This window comes from Streptomyces sp. NTD91 (assembly GCF_059510455.1).
Genome location: NZ_JCAJZW010000018.1, coordinates 1 through 17,471 on the forward strand (window position 1 = coordinate 1; position 17,471 = coordinate 17,471).

A 17,471-nucleotide genomic window follows, 5' to 3' on the forward strand; every position below is an offset into this window, starting at 1 on the left:
GGATGAGTCCTGCGCACTGGCTGCCGCTCGTGGGCTCGGCGAGCGACGCGCATGCCGCCCCACCGTGTGCATGCCGCCTCACCGTGGGTGACGAGGATCATGGGAGGCGTCACGACCGGGTGGGGGTGGGACCGCTCCACACGGACCGGGAGACGCGCGTCCGCTCGTCCTCGGCCACGGGCCGGCCGCTCGGTCCGCTCCCTCCGTCGCACCCTTGCCGCCCTCGGCGCGCATGCCCGTGTCATCGCGGTGGACGTGCGCGGACACAGCGAGTTCGTGGGGTGTGCGGTGTCGAGGCGCGACGAACCAGCGCTCGCCACCGGTATTCGGCGGGGTTCCGGTGTGACGCGCGACAAATCGGCCACCCAGTGAGAGTGGCGTTCCTGGTCCCCCTCCCGCCGTCCCGGTCCGCAAGCGGGCCGGTATCGCTCATGGCCGTCCTAGACGTCTTCTCCCACGGCCTGGCCGCCCTGTTCACCAGCCGGCAGCCGTGGAACACGATCGCCGTCGGCGGGTGCGCGATGTTCCTGCTGCAGTCGGCGATGCACGCAGGCCCCCCGCCGGCCACCCAACCCGGCCTGACCACGGCCGATCCGGTGGTCGCCATGCTCTGGGGAACGCTGGTGTTCCACGAGCGTGTACGGGGCGGCCCATTCGTCGCCCTGGCTGTGCCGGCCGCCGCGGCGGCCGCGGTGATGGTGCTGTCCCGTTCGCCGCTGCTGAGCGGCGACGTCGACCAGGGCGAGAACCCCGGCCCGGCCCGGCAGGACGAGAGAGAAGCACCGCAGGCGAGGGGCGGATGAAGGCGCCGGCGCCCGCCCGGGCACTCATCAGGCGAGGGCTCCGGACTCTCGGCGGCCCTGCCCGGGCCAGAGTGGTCCTCACCCTGGCCGCCACCTTGGCGGTGGACGGCGCGGACAAGGGCACCGTGTCGGCCATGGCTGCACAACTGAAGCACACCTTCGACATCGACAACACCGAAATCGGGCTGCTCGTCTCCGTGGTCGGGCTGTCCAGTGCGGTGTTCACCATCCCTGTCGGACTGATCACCGACCGCGCATGCCGCACCCGGCTGCTCGCCGTCAGCGTAGGCCTGTGGGCCATGGCGATGCTCCTTGCGGGCATGAGCACCTCGTATGCGTGGCTGTTGTCCTCCCGTGCGGCGCTGGGAGCCGTCAGCGCCACTTCCGGGCCCACGATCGCCTCGCTGATGGGCGACTCCTTCCCCGTCAGGGACCGGGCCCGGATGTGCGGGCTCGTCCTGGCCGGCGAACTGGCCGGAACCGGCCTGGGCTTCGCCCTGTCGGGTTCCATCGGTTCCTACCTCACCTGGCGGTTCGCCTTCTGGTGGCTGGTGATCCCGGCCGGCGCTGTCGTCTGGTTCCTGCACCGTCTTCCGGAACCCGAGCGCGGCGGGCAGTCCCGTCCGGAGCACGGCCGGGAGCACCTTCCGGACGAGCACGGTGCGCTCGAGGCCAATTCCCCGGAGCGTTCCCGGGAGAGTGCAGGTCCGACCGGGTCCCGCCGCCGGGACGACGACATGGCCGCCGATGCCGTGCGGCGCGCACAGGTCGAACCGCACGAAGCCCTCGTCCTGGTCTCGGACCCACGCACAGCGTCCAAGTGGTGGTCGATCCGCTACGTCCTGCGCGTGCGCACCAACCTGGTCCTGATCCTGGCGTCCTCGCTCGGCTACTTCTACTTCACCGGGCTGCGCTCGTTCGCCACCCTCTACACCACCCACCACTTCGGCCTCAGCACCTCCGTGGCCACGTCCCTCGTCCTCGTCGTGGGCATCGGAGCGCTGGCCGGGGTTCTGACCGGCGGGCGCGTCGCCGACCGGCTGCTACGCGGAGGCAGGGTGAATGCCCGAGCCCTGGTGCCGACCGTCTGCATGCTGACCGTCCCCTTCGTCCTCGCGCCGGCCCTCTACGTCACCTTCCTCGGGGTGGCCCTGCCCCTGCTGATCGCCGGCACGCTGTTGATCGGGGCGGCGAACCCACCCCTGGACGCCGCTCGGCTCGACATCCTGCCCCCGTTCCTCTGGGGGACGGGCGAAGGCGTACGGACCATGCTGCGGACCCTGTGCGAAGCCGTCGCCCCGACCCTGTTCGGCTACTTCTCCACCACCGTCTTCGCCGGACACGGCGGCGACAGCGGCGCAGGCCTGGAGCACACGCTGCTGTTCTTCCTCGTCGCACTGGTCGGCGCCGGGCTGCTCGGGCTGGTGGCGATGCGCAGCTACCCCCGTGATCTGGCCACCGCTCAGGAATCCACCAGCCGGATCGCGCAGTCCCTGCACGCTCCCCCCGCTCAGGGGGGCTGACGCCTCAGGGGGTGCGCGCAGCTGGCGTTCAGCGCGGTTGGCCTTCCTCAGGGTCCAGCGGTGGTGCGGGCACAGGCAGCTTCGAGGGCCTCGGAGCGGTTGGAGTATCCGGTGATGCGGGTGATCAAGCCGCTGGCGATGTCATAGACCTGGTACACGGTGGTCTGCGGACCAGTTGTCGGCCCGGTGCTCAGGTTGCGCAGGCCGAGGACCACGGCCGCCGGGTAGGCGAAGCTCTCATCGACCGTCACGCACTCGCCGTCGGCGTGCAGACGCGTGCAGCGATCGAGGACGTGGCCGCGTCCGTGGCAGCCTTCGTCGCCCCCTTCGCCAGGCCGCCATGACACGTCGGGGTGGAAGAACTCGGTCAAGGGCTGCCAATCGGCGGATTCGACGGCATCGCGGAGGTGAGCGGTGATGGCGCTGGGGCTTGTGGTGGACGGCATGAAGACCTTTCTGAGCTGCGGGGTGGGAGACGCCCGAGACGTTTCATGACCTCCGTCGGCCGGCGCCGCCGAGAGCGACGCCGCGGGCTTCGGTCACCCACGACGGAATCGAGGCGAGACGGCTCAAGGGCGGCCCCTGCCTCCCTGTGAGCGGGATGCAGGCGAACCGATGGGCGCCGGGCAGACCGGCAAACCGCACGACGGTGCGGCGCATCCGCAGCACGAGTGGTGATTCGGGTACGGACCAGCGGGCGGCACGCCGAGCGGCACGCTGCGTGTGCGTGATGACCGGACGCCACAGCCGTTCATAGCCGTGCAGCGCGTCCTCGACGTGGGGGGTGCGGGCAAGCCGGTCGGCCAGGACATAGGCGCCACCGACGGCCAGGGAAGCCCCCTGCCCACCGAACCGGGACACCGCCTGACAGGCGTCGCCGACCAGTACGACGCGTCCGCGGCTCCAACACGGCAGGTCCACCTGGGCAACTTGGTCGTAGTACATCCGCTCGGTGGCCGGGCAGTTGGCCAGGACCCGGGGTACGAGCCAGCCCGACGCGCCGTACTCACGACGCAGTGCCGCCCGCGCGTCCCCGGGAGGAACCGCGCCGGGGGCGCGGTGCACGGCAGACACGGCGACCCTGCCGTCGCCCAGTGCGAGCAGGGTCATACGCCGTCCCGGAGTCTCGGCGACGCAGTACCGGTCCCCGATTTCCGCGTGCGTCTCGGGGTCGTCGAAGGTGAAGGCCGCGGTGTGGTGGCCGAGGTGGTGGACGTACCGCGCCTCCTCACCGAAGACGAGCGCGCGCACGGTCGAGTGGATGCCGTCCGCACCGACGAGGAGGTCTGCGTCGATGCTCTCGCCGTTGGTGAGAGTGATGCGGACACCGTCCGCCGTGGGTTCGATGTGGGCGGGGCCCACCCCGAAGCGCAGAGCGACCGCCAGCGACAGTCGCTCCCGCAACACGAGTTCGAGGTCCGGCCGCATGACGGTCAGCACGCGCCCGTTCACGGAACGGGCGAAGCGGTCATACCTCAGCTCGGCACGGCACCGCCCTTGGTCGTCCACCAGGGCAGCACCGGTGACCGGCTGACTGAGCTCTTCGAGCCACGGCAGCATGCCCATGGCCTCGGCTGCGTCGTATCCGGGCCCGAAAAAGTCGATCACGTGCCCTTCGGTGCGGGGCTGTGCCGCCCGCTCCAGGATCATCACCTCCCAGCCGAGCATGTTGTGCAGGCGGCCGGCCAGGGCGAGGCCAGCGATCCCGGCTCCGCAGACGACGACCCTCATCGGCGCGCACCACCTTCCCTCGCTCGGCCGGTATGGCCGGCACCCTCTCCTTTTTGCGCTATGCAAAGCTACACGTCAAGAAGGCCTGCGGCCCAACGGCCCGGGCGGCTTTGACGACCGCCAACGCCGCGCCTGCGGACGCCTGACGTAGCGTGGACGGCGGCGTACAGGGAAGCCCCGTCGGCGAAGAGACCCGGATCGGAGCCTTGCCCGAGGACGTTCGGGAAGATCCCTGCAATGCAAGGACGGCTGCCGCCGGACCATCCGTGCAGGCGGGCCGCTGAAGGCACCACCCCGCCGCCGCACTCGCACCCCTGGTACAGCTGGGGTGGGGCACGCATCGCACGAGCGGGAGACGCCGTGACCGGATCCCGTCCATCGAGCTTCCCTGTTCCAGCAAGCGGAGAACACGCGCGTCCCCTCGAGTATTTTTGCATACTGCAAAAGTACGGAAGGGGGTTCGACGAGTGCAGCTAGGCCACCCGTCGCTTCCGGGGACAGCTGTGCGACCGAGCAGCACAGACCTGCATCGGTGGCGCCGGCCATTGGCGAGGCGGCCATGTCGGCCGGTACTGCTCGCTCTGTCCAATGATCTCGCCGATGGTCCTGCAGCAGGTGCCCCCTGGTGGGCGCCGGGCGACGATCAGCAGCACCGCCTTCCCTCGTCAGTGGTCTGGACATGCCGCAGACGCCGGTGACGTACGGCTTGTGTCGGAGACGTCGCAGATGTGGCTGCAGTCCCGGATCAGGGAAGGACAGACCAGTCCGGTCGCATGGCGGATCGGCATTGGTGACCAGATCGCCGGCGATGAGCCTCGTCGTGAACGGCAGGTCGGGTACACCCCACCCCGTCAGTTGCTCGGCGGCGTGTGCGGACTTGCGGGACGACGGCCGGATTGCCGGGAAAGTCCAATCCGGCCCGGGACCGGCCTACGACGCGGGCAAGGAGAAGGGCCGCATCGTCGGGCGGCGGCCCGTGCGCGAGTAGGCGTGGCGATGCAGGGGTACTCGCGGTCACCGAGATGCGAGTGAGAGGAGGGACGGACCATGGGAACCCTGACCAAGCTCACGACGGCGAGCAGGTCACTACTCGCCGGTAAAACCACGGCCGAGGCCGCGACGACCGCTTCTACCTGGTCAATGCGGATGATGCGGGCTGTGGGCGGCGAAAACGTCGTCGACGTGCTCACCCGCCAGCACCGCCAGATCAAGCTCGGCTTCCTCCGGGCCGCGCTGCCCGGCCCGTGGCGCCGCCAAAACTTCGACCGCCTGATGCGTCTGCTCGCCGTACACGAGGCCGCTGAGGAGGCGCACGTCCATCCCGCCGCGCGCCGCGCCCTCCAACACGGCCGGGAACTGGCAGCCCGCCGTCGAGACGAGGAGAAGCAGGCCAAAGAACTTCTGATCGCGCTCTGGCGCACCGGGCCGGGAGGGCCCGGATATCTGCGACGTCTGAACGAGGTCCGGCGTGCGGTTTCCGAGCACGCTGCACGGGAGGAACGCGAGGAGTTCGCCGCACTGCGAAAGGCCGTCAGCGGCGCACGGCTGCGTATGCTGGGCGCCGAGGTCAAGCTCACCGAAGCCTACGCGCCAACCCGGCCGCACCGCTGGGTCAACAACGAGGCCACGAACAAGCTCGCGGCACCGGTCCTCGGTCCCGTCGACCGAGCACTGGACGCCGTGCGCCATCGCCTCGCGTCCTGACAATCAGACGCTCCGCCGCTATTCGTACGGCCTACCAGGTCGGGCAGAACCCGCAGCCGCGTCCCGTGGTGAACGGCACGATCTCCTCTCCAGCCGATGCGACCGCCCTCACGGGAAGCAGAGTGAACTGGGCTGCCACGTGGGCGGTCAGGGTCTGATCAGTCGGTCTTCGTTTCATAGCTGAGCCGGGTGGGCCGCCAAGCGCCGCGGCCGCTCGTAGGGGCGGCGCCATGCCCGGCGATCAGGGGGCCAGCTCGCATCGTGCGCCTGTTGCCGGCAATGGTCCCCGTCCGCGGCCCCGCCCCCAGTCGCTCAGTCCGGTCGGGGGGTCAACAGTAGCGGGCTGTCAGTGTTGGGTCAGCAGCCGCCGGACGACGTACCCCGCGGAGTCCACACCGGACCGGCCGCCCTCGACGAGCGCTGCCGTGGCGATACGGGAGTTGTACGCGGTCAGCCACCCGTTCGTGTGGTCCCCTTCCTCGGCGGTACCGGTCTTGGCGCCGACACCTGTCAGTCCGCCGAGGCGTGGTGCCGCGGTGCCGCTGGTGGCCACGTCACGCATCATCGTCTGGAGGTATCCGGCTGTCCGTCTGGCGATCTGCCGGGGTGCGGTCACCTGATGTTGGTCTGGAAGGATGATCGGCTGCTTGAAGCCGACGTTGCGCACCGTTGCCGCCACGGACGCCATGAACAAGGGCGTGGCGGTGACCTTGCCCTGTCCTATGAACTGGGCTGCCTGATCGCCGCCGTGCACGTCGGGCGGGATGCTCGGGTCGGTGGTGGCGACCCCGCCGCCGATGGACCAGCTGCCCATGCCGAAGACGTTCGCGGCCTCGTCGTGCAGGGCGGAGGCGTTCCCGTCGTGGACGAGGTGGCGGAATCCTTCCTTGATGAAGGAGGTGTTGCACGACACGGTGAAGGCTTGGGCGAGCGTGGCGTCGGGATTCGCCCGCACACCGGGGTCGTTGTGGAACACCTGACTGTTGGCCACGACTGAGTCGGTACAGGGGGCGACGCTGTTCGCGGTGAGACCGGCCTGGTCGAACAGTGCTGCCGAAGTGATGATCTTCATGGTGGATCCCGGCGACTTGATACCGTCGATGGCGATGTCTCCGTCCGCCCCCGTGTGCGCCACGGCGAGGATGTGACCGGTCCTCCAGTCAAGTGCCACCGCTCCGGCCGGCTTCTCCTGAAGGTGGCGGTCCTTGACGGCCTGCTCGGCCACGGCCTGAAGGGAAGCGTCGATCGTCGTCTTGATGACCGGGGCCCGGCCCTTGGTGAAGACATGCAGAGTCCTGCCCTCAGCGCCACCGGAGCCGACAACCGCGACGCCCGTACCGCCGCTCCCACCAGCGGCCTTTGCGTTCCGGCGGATGGCGGCTGCGATGTCCCGCAGGGAGGGGAAGAGGGACAGCTCCGTCTTGCCGTCGTTCGCGACCACTTTGGCCGCGTCGGCGTCGACCGGAAGCTTGCCGGCGCTCAGCGACTGGTGCTCGCCGAGGCCGGGATAGAGAACCGAGTTGTTCCAGTGCACCGCCACCTGGCCGTTCCGGCTCTGCAACACTGCCACCGCACTCGCATATCTCCAAGTCCCGCCGGCCACCTCTGCCGTGACGTCGAAGGTGACTTTGGCGGCACCCGACGTGACGGCAGACGACCCCATCGCCTGCACATGACTGAAAGTGAGCCTCTTCAGATGTAGGCCCTGCCGGTATCCCCGCATCGCACGGGAGGCCGCGTCCGGGGCGTCCGTTCGCCCGGCCGCAGTGTGTAGGCGCTGGTCGGACCAGTCGTCCAGGAACGCTTGGGTTTGCTTCACCGCCTTAGCGTCCGACGGTGGTGACGTCGACACCGCTGACGGGTCGAAACCACTTCCTGCCGTCCCTTCGCCTTGCGCCGCGCTGGACGTCTGGGCATGGACGATGCTGTAGGCGCCGATCCCCCCGGCGACGAGCAGCGCCGCACAAGTGCTGACCATGCCGACCTTTACACCCGTGTTCATGCGATGAACCCTAGGGCTTTGCACTGACTAATTATTAGCCAGCAGAAAGATTGTTATCGCACTGTCAGCGACGCAGAGGCTGCGAGCAGTATGCACAAGGGAAAATCCGGTTCATCAGTGCGCAAATCGGTCGCTGGATCGGTGTAATCGCCGCAGATGCGGGGCTGCGATGAGACTTAGCGTCGAAGATGCACACGGGCCGCACGGACCAGAAAGGCATCGAGACACTCATGCCCACGCCACATACCGACGTCATGCCCTCAACAGGCCCCGACACCGTGGCCGTTGCCTCCGGAATCGGCCGTCCGCCCGCCGACGACCTCCTTCTCCCGATCGACGAGCTGCCCGACTCGGTGTCCTCCCCCGACCTGGTCTACCGCCGCGTACACGACGAGTTGATGCTCGACGGGAACGCCCGGCTCAACCTCGCCACCTTCGTGACCTCGTGGATGGAGCCGCAGGCTCGGCAGCTGATGGCGGACACCGCGGAGAAGAACCTTGCCGACCGCGCCGAGTACCCACAGATCGCCGCGATGGAAGAGCGCTGTGTGCGGATGCTCGCCCGACTCTGGCACGCGCCGCACCCGGGGCAGGTACGCGGCTGCTCCACCACCGGCTCCAGCGAGGCGGCCATGCTCGGTGGTCTGGCGCTCAAGCGCCGATGGCAGGACCGCCAGAGCTCGCAGGGCAAGGACGCCGGACGCCCGAATCTCGTCATGGGTGCCAACGTCCAGGTCTGCTGGAAGAAGTTCGCCAACTACTTCGAGGTGGAACCGCGCTACGTTCCCTTGAAACCGGGCCGCTACCACCTCACTCCCGACGCGCTCACCTCCTACTGCGACGACAACACCATCGGCGTTGTGGCCGTCCTCGGGTCTACATTCGACGGCTCCTACGAACCCGTCGCGGACATCTGCCTGGCTCTGGACGGATTTCAGGTCGCCACGGGTACCGACATCCCCGTGCATGTCGACGGCGCATCGGGCGCCCTGGTCGCCCCCTTCCTCGAACCTGACCTCATGTGGGACTTCCAGCTGGAACGCGTCGCCTCCATCAACACCTCAGGTCACAAATATGGACACGTCTTCCCCGGCCTGGGCTGGGCTCTGTGGCGTGACGCCCAGGCCCTCCCTGACGACCTGGTCTTCGAGGTCGACTACCTCGGCGGCCGTTCCCCGAGCTACACCCTCAACTTCTCCCGCCCGGGGGCGCACGTCGTCGCGCAGTACTACAGCTTCCTGCGGTACGGCTTCGAGGGGATGAGGGAGCTTGCGGCCCAGAGCCGTACGACGGCCCGCGCGCTCGCGGCGCGGATCCGGAGCATTCCGCCATACGAGTTGATCACCGATGGTTCCGACCTCCCCGCTCTTGCTTTCCGCCTGACGCCCGGAACAGCAGGGTTCACGGTCTTCGACGTGGCACTGGCCATGCGGGCACGAGGCTGGCACCTGCCCGCCTACACTTTTCCCGCTCCTTGCGACGATGTCTCCGTTCTGCGCCTGGTGGTACGCACCGGATTCACGACCGAGCTCGCTGGCATGTTCATCGCCGACCTGACCGAGGTCACCAGGCAGCTCCACACCAGCCGATCCATGCCGTCGCCGGCTTCAGAGGCCCTGGCCGCCTTCTGACTTCACCGCGCCGACCCGTCACAACGGGCTGGTACAACTGCGGTCACCTCCCCCTGCACCGTGAGGGACTGAAGGCTCTGCGTAGCCGGACATGCGGAACGAGCGAACGACGGCCACCACACTCACCCCGACGAGAGCCGCGGCCCAAGAGGCCACGTCACGCAGTGACCCAGGCACTCCCTGCGCGCCTCGCGGGGGCACTGTTCCCCTGGGGTCGTAGACGACGGAAAGAGCGTCACCGGGCTGGGTCGTCCGCTCGCATCCACGCCAGATGCGAATCTTGAGCGGGACGCCATGGGCATCGGTCACCGCGCAGAAGTACCGGCCACGCCCACCGTCGACAGCGCGGCCCGCCTGAACCGACGACACCACCACGGACTCGACCCGGCCCCGTTCCGCCAACACCATCCCGGCGGCAGTCTGTGGGATCTGGACCGCAAGACTCGCTGCCAGCACCGCAGTGATGCCGACCAGGGCGCGTCCGGCCCCCACGCAGGTGAGGTAGACGCCCAGAGCTGCCACGCACACCAGGCCCGCCTCACCGTCGGCCAGCAAGGGTCTGCCCGTCCAGGCTCCGAAGAAGGCAACACCGGCGATCGCCGCGGCACCGAGGACGCCGACGAGGAGCCCCTCCCCCACCAACCAGCGAGGCGGAAGGCCGACGAATTCGGCGGGCCCCCACACCGCGGTACGCACATAGGAGGCGAGATGGGGCTCGGCCGGCGATGAGGCCTGGAGCCTTCGACGTACAGAGACCACTCTCCTACAGCCTTTCTTGTCCTCAAGGACCGCCATGCTGCCATCCGCATGGTTCTTCCGCCCTCCCCGGACCGGACGGCGGCGGCGGCGGCATCGGTTGCCGGATCCCGGCAGCGGGGCCTATGTTCCCCGTTCTTTTGCATCAAGCAAAATCTTTGGACGTCACCAACCAGGTGGCGGCATCATCGCGGAGCGGACCGGCGGCGTGACGCAGCAGCAAGGGCCAGGTCAGCGGTCGGCATGAACCGCCAGACCAGGCGCCGACGTCGTACATCGTGCGTTTGACTGCTCTCCCCGGCCTGCCGGCTGGCACGCCCCGTCGTCAGAAGGGACCGGGTCACGGTGCCGCACAGCGGTCCGGTGATGTCATCCCAGACGGGCTGGCTCGGTCCGCTCCGACCGTTGCTCCGCTCGGACCCGTCTCCACGAAGGTGGCTCCGCCGGCGCATGCCCGATGATGCACCCGTTCGGCACAGGCTGTAGATCACTTCGACCCCTTGCATGAACGAGTGGCGTGGCCGCCCTGGTGCGTCTACAGGCCCGCGGCACAACCTCCTGAGCCGGGCGTCTGGCCTTCCCGACCTCTGGGACCGTCACGGCTGATGACCGGCGGGCGCTTCTCCGGGGCTGTCCGTGAGGGTCACCGTAGCCACCGTGCGCTTCCCGATCGGCTCACGGTGCACTTCGAACCTCCGGCTCACCGCCATGACAATCTCCAGGCCGTGCTGACCGACCCGGCCCAGCTCGGGAGTCCTGGTCACCGGCAACACCTGCTCACTGTCCCAAACGGTGATCCGTATCTGTCCCTCCCCCAGCTCCAGTTCCAGCAGGCATGGCCCGGGGGCGTACTTGAAGGCGTTCGTCACTAGCTCGCTCACGACCAGTTGCACCATGCCCATCGCTCGGTCCGAAACCGGAAGGCCATGGACGGACGTCACCCGCTGGAGGAACGACCGAGCCAGTTCACGCGCTCGCGCGATGTCACGCATGTTCCCCTCGTAGACAGCGGAGACTTTGACCAGCATGCCGGCCGACTGATCGTCTCTTCCGCTTTCCCCGTCCATCCGATCCGCCCGCTTCCTGCCCGCCACGGCGGAGCCGACGGCGGCAGCCATCGAGCTTCCTCTCCCCGCGCGACGCCCCTCTGCACGCCGGTGCCGCTCTTGCAGCACGGGTGACAGTTACAGACAACGCTTTGCACAATGCAAGCGTAGGGCCCGGGGGCGGCTTGCGCCCAGGCAATGACCGACACGGGCGACCGAGACACCAGAGCAACCGCCCTGGCACAGCCGAGGAGCATGTTGCACTACGCAAGATCGGGTGACGATTCGTCCGTAGCCACCCGTCCTTACCGAGATGGTCGCGCGAGCGTGAACATGGCCGAGCCCTGCGACCGGTGCCTTCCAGAAGCGAGCCGACGCCCGACACGGGTCGACCGGAAGGTTGCACCCCCATCGTTTGGCCTGTGCAAGAAAGCGGCCCGAGGGAAGATGAGGTACATCACACGCCCTGCGGCACACTCCTGGTCAGGCCTCTCGTCCTCCTGGCAGCTCCAGCGCCCAGCCGAGCGGGTGCTGCTCTCCACCTCCGGCTGACGCGGGGGGCTCTCCGCCGGCCTCATTGAAAGCATGGAGCGCTTCGACGAGTGCCAATCGCTGCGTCGGCCTCAGGCGTTGGACGATCGCCGCGATCTCGGCCCGACGGCGGGCGGTGGCCGTCTCGACCGTTCGCCGCCCCTCCTCCGTGAGCTTCAGCATGGTCTCCCGACGATTGGCGGGATTGTGCTGTCGCTCGGCGAGACCGGCCGCGATCAACCGGTCCACCATGCGCATGGCCGTCGACGGTGCCACATGCAGCAGCTCCGCCAGGTCGACCAGCTTCGTGGCTCCACGGCTCGCCAGCACGACCAGCATCCGGAACTGCGGCAGGGTGACCCGCTCTTCGACCTCGGCGAGCGAGCGAGCGGAGACAGCCACCAGCAATCGGGAAGCGGTCAGCACCGCTCGCGTGACCGCGTCCACGTCATCCACGTCCCCGACCGGGGTTTCCATCTCCGCCATACGTCCTTTCTACCGCGCCAGGCTCCCTCTCCCGACCACAGAGGGTCAGGGCAGCGCTCTGGGACCGTCGGAAAAGAATCAGAAGATTTGCACTGTGCCAGTGAATCGCACGCGCCTGCACGGATACACAGAAGGGGATGAAACGTCCGAACTCGACGAGAAAGGAGGTGGCCTTCGTGGCCACGCACACTCGCATCGAAGAACACCCGGATCTCATGGCGATGCGGGCCCACTACGCGGAGGTGTCTGCACGACCTCAGCTGCAGGCGGCCGAGGGACTGACCCTGCTCACTGGCCTGTATCTGGCTATCTCTCCGTGGGTGGTCGGTTTCAACGGCAACCCCCTGGCGGTCAGCAATCTGGTCACCGGAATCGCCCTGGCGGTCCTTGCGCTGGGCTTCGGCTCGGTCTACGAGCGGACGTTCGGTATGGGCTGGGTCGCGGCCGGTATCGGCGCGTGGACGATCATCAGTCCTTGGGCCGTGCAGCACGCGTCGGCCACGACCGGGACAATCGTCAGCAACACGATCACGGGCGCCGTTGCGGTGATCCTGGGGTTGATGACCACGGCGATGGCCTCTCGCAGCCGAACCTGACATCCGCAGCGGATCGGCCGGCACGTGCCCCCCGTCACGTGCCGGCCACTGTCTTGTGTCGACCCTCGTGTCCACGACCATACGGGTGACCGACCGCGTATGAAGGTGTTCCCTCGGGTACCCACCGGCACATGACGGCGTCCTCGGAAGCACGGTGAAGCGTCCGGCCCTCCGCCGATCAACCGTCGCACGACGGACAGGCGCGGGCCTGGGTGCGTGGTGTCTTTTGTATGCGCTGTGGTTCGCCTTCAGCGGGCAAGTCGACTGGGCAACAGTTCTCTGGGGTGCGGTCGCGGCTGGTGTCGCCACGGCTGCCTCACACATGGTGGTGTCTCGCGGACTGGTTATGAGACGTCCGCGGTGGCGAGCAGCGACCGCTCTTCCCCGTGCGGCCTGGCAGACCGTGTTCGACTTCGGGCTCGTCATGCGGGTGCTGGCCGCAGGCATCGCAGGGGGGCGGCGCGGGCCGGTCGGCCGGTTCGTGCGGAAGCAGGTGGACCTCGCCGCTCTCGGGGCGGCCGACAGGGCAGGAACAGCGGCGCTCCTCGCCGTCATCGCGACCTACTCCCCGAACGCGTACGTGGTCGACATCGACCCGCGCGACGGTCGGGCTCTGCTGCATGACCTGAGCCCTCTCCAGGCGTCTGAGGAGCCGCTGTGAAAGAGGAGTACCTGATCGCTGGGAGCGCGCTCCTCGTCGGTCTGCTGCCGCTGCTGGTGGTCGCCATGCGGGAGCGGGCGATCGACGGGCTCGTGGCCCTGGAGCTCGCAGGAGCCGTGATCACACTCGCGCTGGTCTGCGTGGCCGTCGGCACACAGAGCTCCGCGGCCACCGGCGTCGCGCTCATCACCGCTCCGCTGAGCTGGGTCGGCGGACTTCTCTTCGCCCGCTTCCTGGACCGCAACCCGTGAGCGCCGCCCACGTCCTGGCGGACGTGACCCTGGCCTCCGGTGTTGTCGCGCAACTGGCCTGCTGCCTGGGGGCGTGGTGGATGCGGGACGTCTTCGACCGGCTCCACTTCGCCGCCGCGGGGACGACGGTCGGCCCCCTCCTGATCGGCGTGTCCGTCGCGATCACCGGCTTCTCCTCGCCATCGGGCACCGTCCAGGCACTCACAGCGATCGCTCTCCTCATGCTGCTCAACCCCGTGCTCACCCATGCGACCGGCCGGGCGGCACACCGACGGGTCCTGGGTGACACGGGGCCGCCCGCACCGGGCGGTCGCGAAAGCACGGACGGATCGGACGGCGGGGCGCCGGAGGCGACAGAGTGACTGTGCTGCAAGCCGTCGTGCTGACGCTCGTTGCCATCCTGGGTGTGGCCGTGGTGGCCTGTCGTGATCCTTTGCGTCAGACGGTGGTGAACGGCCTGTACGGCCTTGCCCTGGTGGTGCTGTTCGTCGTGCTCCAGGCCCCCGACGTCGCGATCTCCGTCGCCGTCGTCTCCACCGTCGCCTACTCGATGCTGCTTCTGACCACGATCCAGCGCACCCGTCGTCAGGGTCGGCGCGGAGAGGATCGCAGATGAACCGGCAGCTGCGACTGGTGCTCTTCGCCGCCCTTGCTGTGTTGGTGACCGGATTCCTGCTCCGGGGCCTCACCGGACTGCCCGCGTTCGGATCCGCCCCGCGACCCTACGCCGCATACATCCTGAACCACGCCGTACGACAGCGTCACGTCACCAACATCCCCTCGGCCGTCGTCTTCGACTACCGGGGCTTCGACACGCTCGGCGAGGAACTCATCCTCTTCAGCAGTGTGATGGGCACCGCGCTGCTCCTGCGCAGTACCCGGGACGAGCCCGACGAGCGGCCCGAGGACCGGATGGAGAGTGCGCCCGTACGGCAGTCGGGCGTGCTTGTCGTACCGGTCGTCCTGCTGCTCGGGCTGTGGACCGTCGCTTACGGCTATGTCACACCCGGCGGCGGTTTCCAGGGTGGCATGATCTGTGCCTATGCCGCCCTGCTCGTCTGGATCGCAGGGAGCTACCGCAGCCACCGCGACCTGAGCCCGACGACTCTGGTCGACGCGGCCGAGGGCTCGGGCGCCGCGGCGTACATCGCCGTCGGGCTGGCGGCTCTGGTGGCCGGACAGGCCTTCCTGGCCGGCTTCCTCCCTGCGGGAACCCCGGGAAGCGTCGCCTCCGGAGGCACCATCGCCCTGCTCAACTGGTCCACGGCGCTCGAGGTCGCGGCCGCGGGCGTACTGATCTTTCACGAGTTCCTGGAGGAGTACATCGCCACCGTCCTGCCGCCCCACTCCACCCGGGAGGCCGAGTGACCGTCTATCCGTACGTCGTCGCAGGCGTGCTTTTCATGGCCGGCCTGTACGGAGTCGTCAGCAGCCGCAACTACATCCACGCGGCGGTGAGTCTGACCGTGATGCAGTCCGCGACCTACCTGACGCTGGTGGCCTTGGGCTTCGTACGCAACGGCCGGCCGCCCATCGCGCAGGGCGCCCAGCCCGGCAAGCCGATGGCCGACCCGATCGTCCAGGCACTCACGCTCACCGACGTTGTGGTGAGCGTCGTCGTGCTCGCGCTGATGCTGGCCCTCGCCCAGCAGAGCCACCGGGACAGCGGCACGCTCGACCCCGACGAACTCACGAGCATCCATGGCTGACCCGGACGTGCTGGCCCCTCTCACCGTGGCCGTGCCGCTGGTCACGGCCGCGCTTCTGGCAGCCACGGCCCGCTGGGTTCCCCGACGCGGCCCCGACGTGGTCGCCATCCTTGCGGCCGTCGCCGTCACGGTGATGGCCGTCGTCCTGCTCGTCACCACGCAGAACGAACCGCTCATCTACTGGTTCGGCGGCTGGCACCCCGTCCGGGGCGTCGCGATCGGCATCGCGTTCGTCGTCGAGCCGTCCAGCGCCACGCTGGCCGCCCTGGCGGGGTTCGTCACCGTGGCCAGCCTGGTGTTCTCATGGCGGTATTTCGAGGAGGTCGGGCACCTCTACCACGCGCTCGTCCTCACGCTGCTCGCCGGCATGGTCGGCTTCTCGCTCTCGGCCGACCTGTTCAATATCTTCGTCTGGCTGGAGCTGATGAGCGTGTCCGCCTACGCCCTGTGCGGCTACCGGGTCGAGAAACCGGGCGTGGTGCAGGGCGCCGTGAACTTCGCGGTGCTGAACACGATCGGCACGCTCACCATGCTGCTCGGGATCGCCCTGATCTACGGCCGCACAGGTGCCCTGAACCTCGCTCAGATCGCCGAGGTGCTGCGCGGGCGGCCGCCCGGCGGGCCGACGATCGTCGGCTTCACACTGATCACCGCCGGCCTGCTGGTGAAGGCGGGCACGGTTCCGTTCCACTTCTGGCTGGCGGACGCCTACACCGTCGCCCCCGCGCCGGTGGGCGCCCTCTTCGCGGGCGTCATGAGCGATCTGCCCTTCCATGTACTCGCCCGAATCTACTGGGACGGATTCTCGGAAGCGCTGGCACCTCATCAGCAGGCGGTGCGCGTCGCTCTGCTCGGCATGGCCGTGGCGTCCGTCCTGATCGGCGCCGCCATGGCCCTCCTGCAGGCCGATCTCAAAAGGCAGCTGGCGTTCGCCACGGTGGCGGCCGGGGGCACGATGCTCGCCGGCATCGCGCTGCTCACGCCGGAAGGTTTGGCCGGTGCGACGGTCCTGCTCACCGCGGACGGTGCGCTGAAGGCGGCCCTTTTCCTCTTGATCGCCGGAGCCATCCGATGGCTCGGTGCCAGCGACGAGTTGCTGCTGCACGGGCGCGGGCGAGTACGCCGCGGCGTGGTGCCGGGACTGCTCTTGGCCTGCTGCGGACTGGGCCTCGCCCTGCTGCCCCCGTTCGGCCCTTTTCTGGGTACGGCACTCGTGGCGGGCTCAGCCGGTGAGGGCTGGTTGACCGTGGTCCTCATGTGCGGGGCTATGGGAACGGGTGCGGTATTCCTGCGGGCGACCGTCCGCATCTTCCTGGGTTGGGGCCCGGTGCAGGACCCGGCCCTGACTCACGAGCCGACCGAACCCGACGAAGGCGAGCCCGGGTCCCAGCCCAATGAGGACTGGAACAGTCTCATGCACCGCATCCTCATGCTGGCACCGCCCGCCGCGCTGGCCGCCGCCGGGTACGCCTTGTCCCTGGTGCCCGGGGTCGCCGCCTGGTTCACCCACGTGGCCCACTCGTTCACCGATTCACGCCGCACCGCCGCCCTCGTCCTCGGCGGACGCCTGCCGCCGGCTTCCCCGGCACCGGCACATACCGGACCAGGTGACAAAGCCTGGCTCGGGGCCGTCGTCTCGTGCGCGGGAGCGATGGCGTTGGCGGCCGCGTCCCTGTGGTGGCAGCGCTTCGCGGGAGGACTCCGCCGCATCCTGCTCGTCCCGGTGGGCGTGCTGAAGAGCCTGCATGACGGCACTGTTGGCGACTACGCGCTCTGGTTCACGATGGGACTGGCGGCGCTCGGCACAGGGTGGTCCATGACCCTGCGCTAGGTGTATTGCCCTGAGAGGTTGGGGACATCAGAGCGGCTGCACGAGTGCAACAGCCGCACGGAGGTGCCATACGCCATCCCGCCTCAGCCAGCCGGGTGACGGTGGTTTCGCCAGCGGCGCAATCGGTCACCTAGAACGAGATCGTGAAAGCGGATCAGCCGAAAGCCGTTCCAGTCCTTCACAAGATCGATCCACGTCGTATCGCCCGTC

The 17,471-nt window shown here is 68.6% G+C and carries 17 protein-coding genes; 12 read left to right on the top strand and 5 right to left on the bottom strand.

All coding sequences use genetic code 11. The features are described from left to right. The first annotated feature begins 431 nt into the window (after positions 1 to 431). Both AC5WRT_RS19650 and AC5WRT_RS19655 read left to right on the top strand, forming a co-directional pair. Positions 432 to 803 carry a hypothetical protein gene (locus AC5WRT_RS19650; protein ID WP_496093978.1) on the top strand — a complete coding sequence of 124 codons (372 nt, stop codon included), beginning with the start codon at positions 432 to 434 and terminating at the stop codon, positions 801 to 803. Beyond that, a complete protein-coding gene (locus tag AC5WRT_RS19655) occupies positions 800 to 2,326 on the top strand; it encodes an MFS transporter (protein ID WP_496100453.1) in 1,527 nt (508 codons plus the stop codon). Before AC5WRT_RS19650 ends, AC5WRT_RS19655 begins: the two co-directional genes overlap by 4 nt. A 47-nt stretch (positions 2,327 to 2,373) precedes the next feature. Here AC5WRT_RS19655 and AC5WRT_RS19660 read toward each other — a convergent pair whose 3' ends face one another. After that, positions 2,374 to 2,772 carry a nuclear transport factor 2 family protein gene (locus AC5WRT_RS19660; protein WP_496093980.1) on the bottom strand — a complete coding sequence of 133 codons (399 nt, stop codon included), beginning with the start codon at positions 2,770 to 2,772 and terminating at the stop codon, positions 2,374 to 2,376. A 43-nt stretch (positions 2,773 to 2,815) separates the two neighbouring features. Then, entirely contained in the window at positions 2,816 to 4,057 is a 1,242-nt protein-coding gene (locus AC5WRT_RS19665) for an FAD-dependent monooxygenase (RefSeq protein WP_496093981.1), read from the bottom strand. 1,047 nt (positions 4,058 to 5,104) lie between these two features. On the opposite strand from AC5WRT_RS19665, the gene AC5WRT_RS19670 reads away from it, so the two are divergent. Beyond that, a complete protein-coding gene (locus tag AC5WRT_RS19670; protein WP_496093982.1) occupies positions 5,105 to 5,761 on the top strand; it encodes a hemerythrin domain-containing protein in 657 nt (218 codons plus the stop codon). A gap of 346 nt (positions 5,762 to 6,107) precedes the next feature. On the opposite strand, the gene AC5WRT_RS19675 is transcribed toward AC5WRT_RS19670, so the two are convergent. Continuing rightward, positions 6,108 to 7,763 carry a penicillin-binding transpeptidase domain-containing protein gene (locus AC5WRT_RS19675; RefSeq protein ID WP_496093983.1) on the bottom strand — a complete coding sequence of 552 codons (1,656 nt, stop codon included), beginning with the start codon at positions 7,761 to 7,763 and terminating at the stop codon, positions 6,108 to 6,110. A 254-nt stretch (positions 7,764 to 8,017) separates the two neighbouring features. Between AC5WRT_RS19675 and gad the strand changes: the two genes are divergently transcribed. Further along, positions 8,018 to 9,394 (top strand): glutamate decarboxylase, encoded by a 1,377-nt coding sequence (gene gad, locus AC5WRT_RS19680; protein WP_496093984.1) that lies wholly within the window; start codon positions 8,018 to 8,020, stop codon positions 9,392 to 9,394. 1,352 nt (positions 9,395 to 10,746) lie between these two features. On the opposite strand, the gene AC5WRT_RS19685 is transcribed toward gad, so the two are convergent. Together AC5WRT_RS19685 and AC5WRT_RS19690 are read right to left on the bottom strand one after the other, a co-directional pair. Further along, positions 10,747 to 11,217 carry an ATP-binding protein gene (locus AC5WRT_RS19685; RefSeq protein ID WP_496094091.1) on the bottom strand — a complete coding sequence of 157 codons (471 nt, stop codon included), beginning with the start codon at positions 11,215 to 11,217 and terminating at the stop codon, positions 10,747 to 10,749. 462 nt (positions 11,218 to 11,679) lie between these two features. Further along, on the bottom strand, positions 11,680 to 12,213 hold the full coding sequence (locus tag AC5WRT_RS19690) for a MarR family winged helix-turn-helix transcriptional regulator (protein WP_496093985.1): 534 nt from the start codon (positions 12,211 to 12,213) through the stop codon (positions 11,680 to 11,682). A gap of 137 nt (positions 12,214 to 12,350) precedes the next feature. On the opposite strand from AC5WRT_RS19690, the gene AC5WRT_RS19695 reads away from it, so the two are divergent. From AC5WRT_RS19695 to AC5WRT_RS19730, 8 genes are all read left to right on the top strand, one after another. Continuing rightward, positions 12,351 to 12,809, top strand: a complete 459-nt coding sequence (locus AC5WRT_RS19695) for an SPW repeat protein (protein WP_496100454.1) — start codon at positions 12,351 to 12,353, stop codon at positions 12,807 to 12,809. Positions 12,810 to 13,155: 346 nt separating this feature from the next. Then, a complete protein-coding gene (locus tag AC5WRT_RS19700; RefSeq protein WP_496093987.1) occupies positions 13,156 to 13,470 on the top strand; it encodes a hypothetical protein in 315 nt (104 codons plus the stop codon). Further along, the gene (locus tag AC5WRT_RS19705; protein ID WP_496093988.1) at positions 13,467 to 13,721 is read left to right on the top strand and encodes a monovalent cation/H+ antiporter complex subunit F; all 255 of its coding nucleotides are present in this window, start codon (positions 13,467 to 13,469) and stop codon (positions 13,719 to 13,721) included. The genes AC5WRT_RS19700 and AC5WRT_RS19705 overlap by 4 nt, the downstream gene beginning before the upstream one ends. Beyond that, a complete protein-coding gene (locus tag AC5WRT_RS19710; RefSeq protein ID WP_496093989.1) occupies positions 13,718 to 14,083 on the top strand; it encodes a cation:proton antiporter in 366 nt (121 codons plus the stop codon). Before AC5WRT_RS19705 ends, AC5WRT_RS19710 begins: the two co-directional genes overlap by 4 nt. 2 nt (positions 14,084 to 14,085) lie before the next feature. Next, positions 14,086 to 14,337, top strand: a complete 252-nt coding sequence (locus tag AC5WRT_RS19715; protein WP_496093990.1) for a hydrogenase subunit MbhD domain-containing protein — start codon at positions 14,086 to 14,088, stop codon at positions 14,335 to 14,337. After that, on the top strand, positions 14,334 to 15,089 hold the full coding sequence (locus tag AC5WRT_RS19720) for an MnhB domain-containing protein (RefSeq protein WP_496093991.1): 756 nt from the start codon (positions 14,334 to 14,336) through the stop codon (positions 15,087 to 15,089). Before AC5WRT_RS19715 ends, AC5WRT_RS19720 begins: the two co-directional genes overlap by 4 nt. Next, positions 15,086 to 15,430 (top strand): sodium:proton antiporter, encoded by a 345-nt coding sequence (locus AC5WRT_RS19725; protein ID WP_496093992.1) that lies wholly within the window; start codon positions 15,086 to 15,088, stop codon positions 15,428 to 15,430. Before AC5WRT_RS19720 ends, AC5WRT_RS19725 begins: the two co-directional genes overlap by 4 nt. Next, positions 15,423 to 17,261: a complex I subunit 5 family protein gene (locus AC5WRT_RS19730; RefSeq protein WP_496093993.1), complete on the top strand. Its 1,839-nt coding sequence runs from the start codon at positions 15,423 to 15,425 to the stop codon at positions 17,259 to 17,261. Before AC5WRT_RS19725 ends, AC5WRT_RS19730 begins: the two co-directional genes overlap by 8 nt. Positions 17,262 to 17,471: the final 210 nt, after the last annotated feature.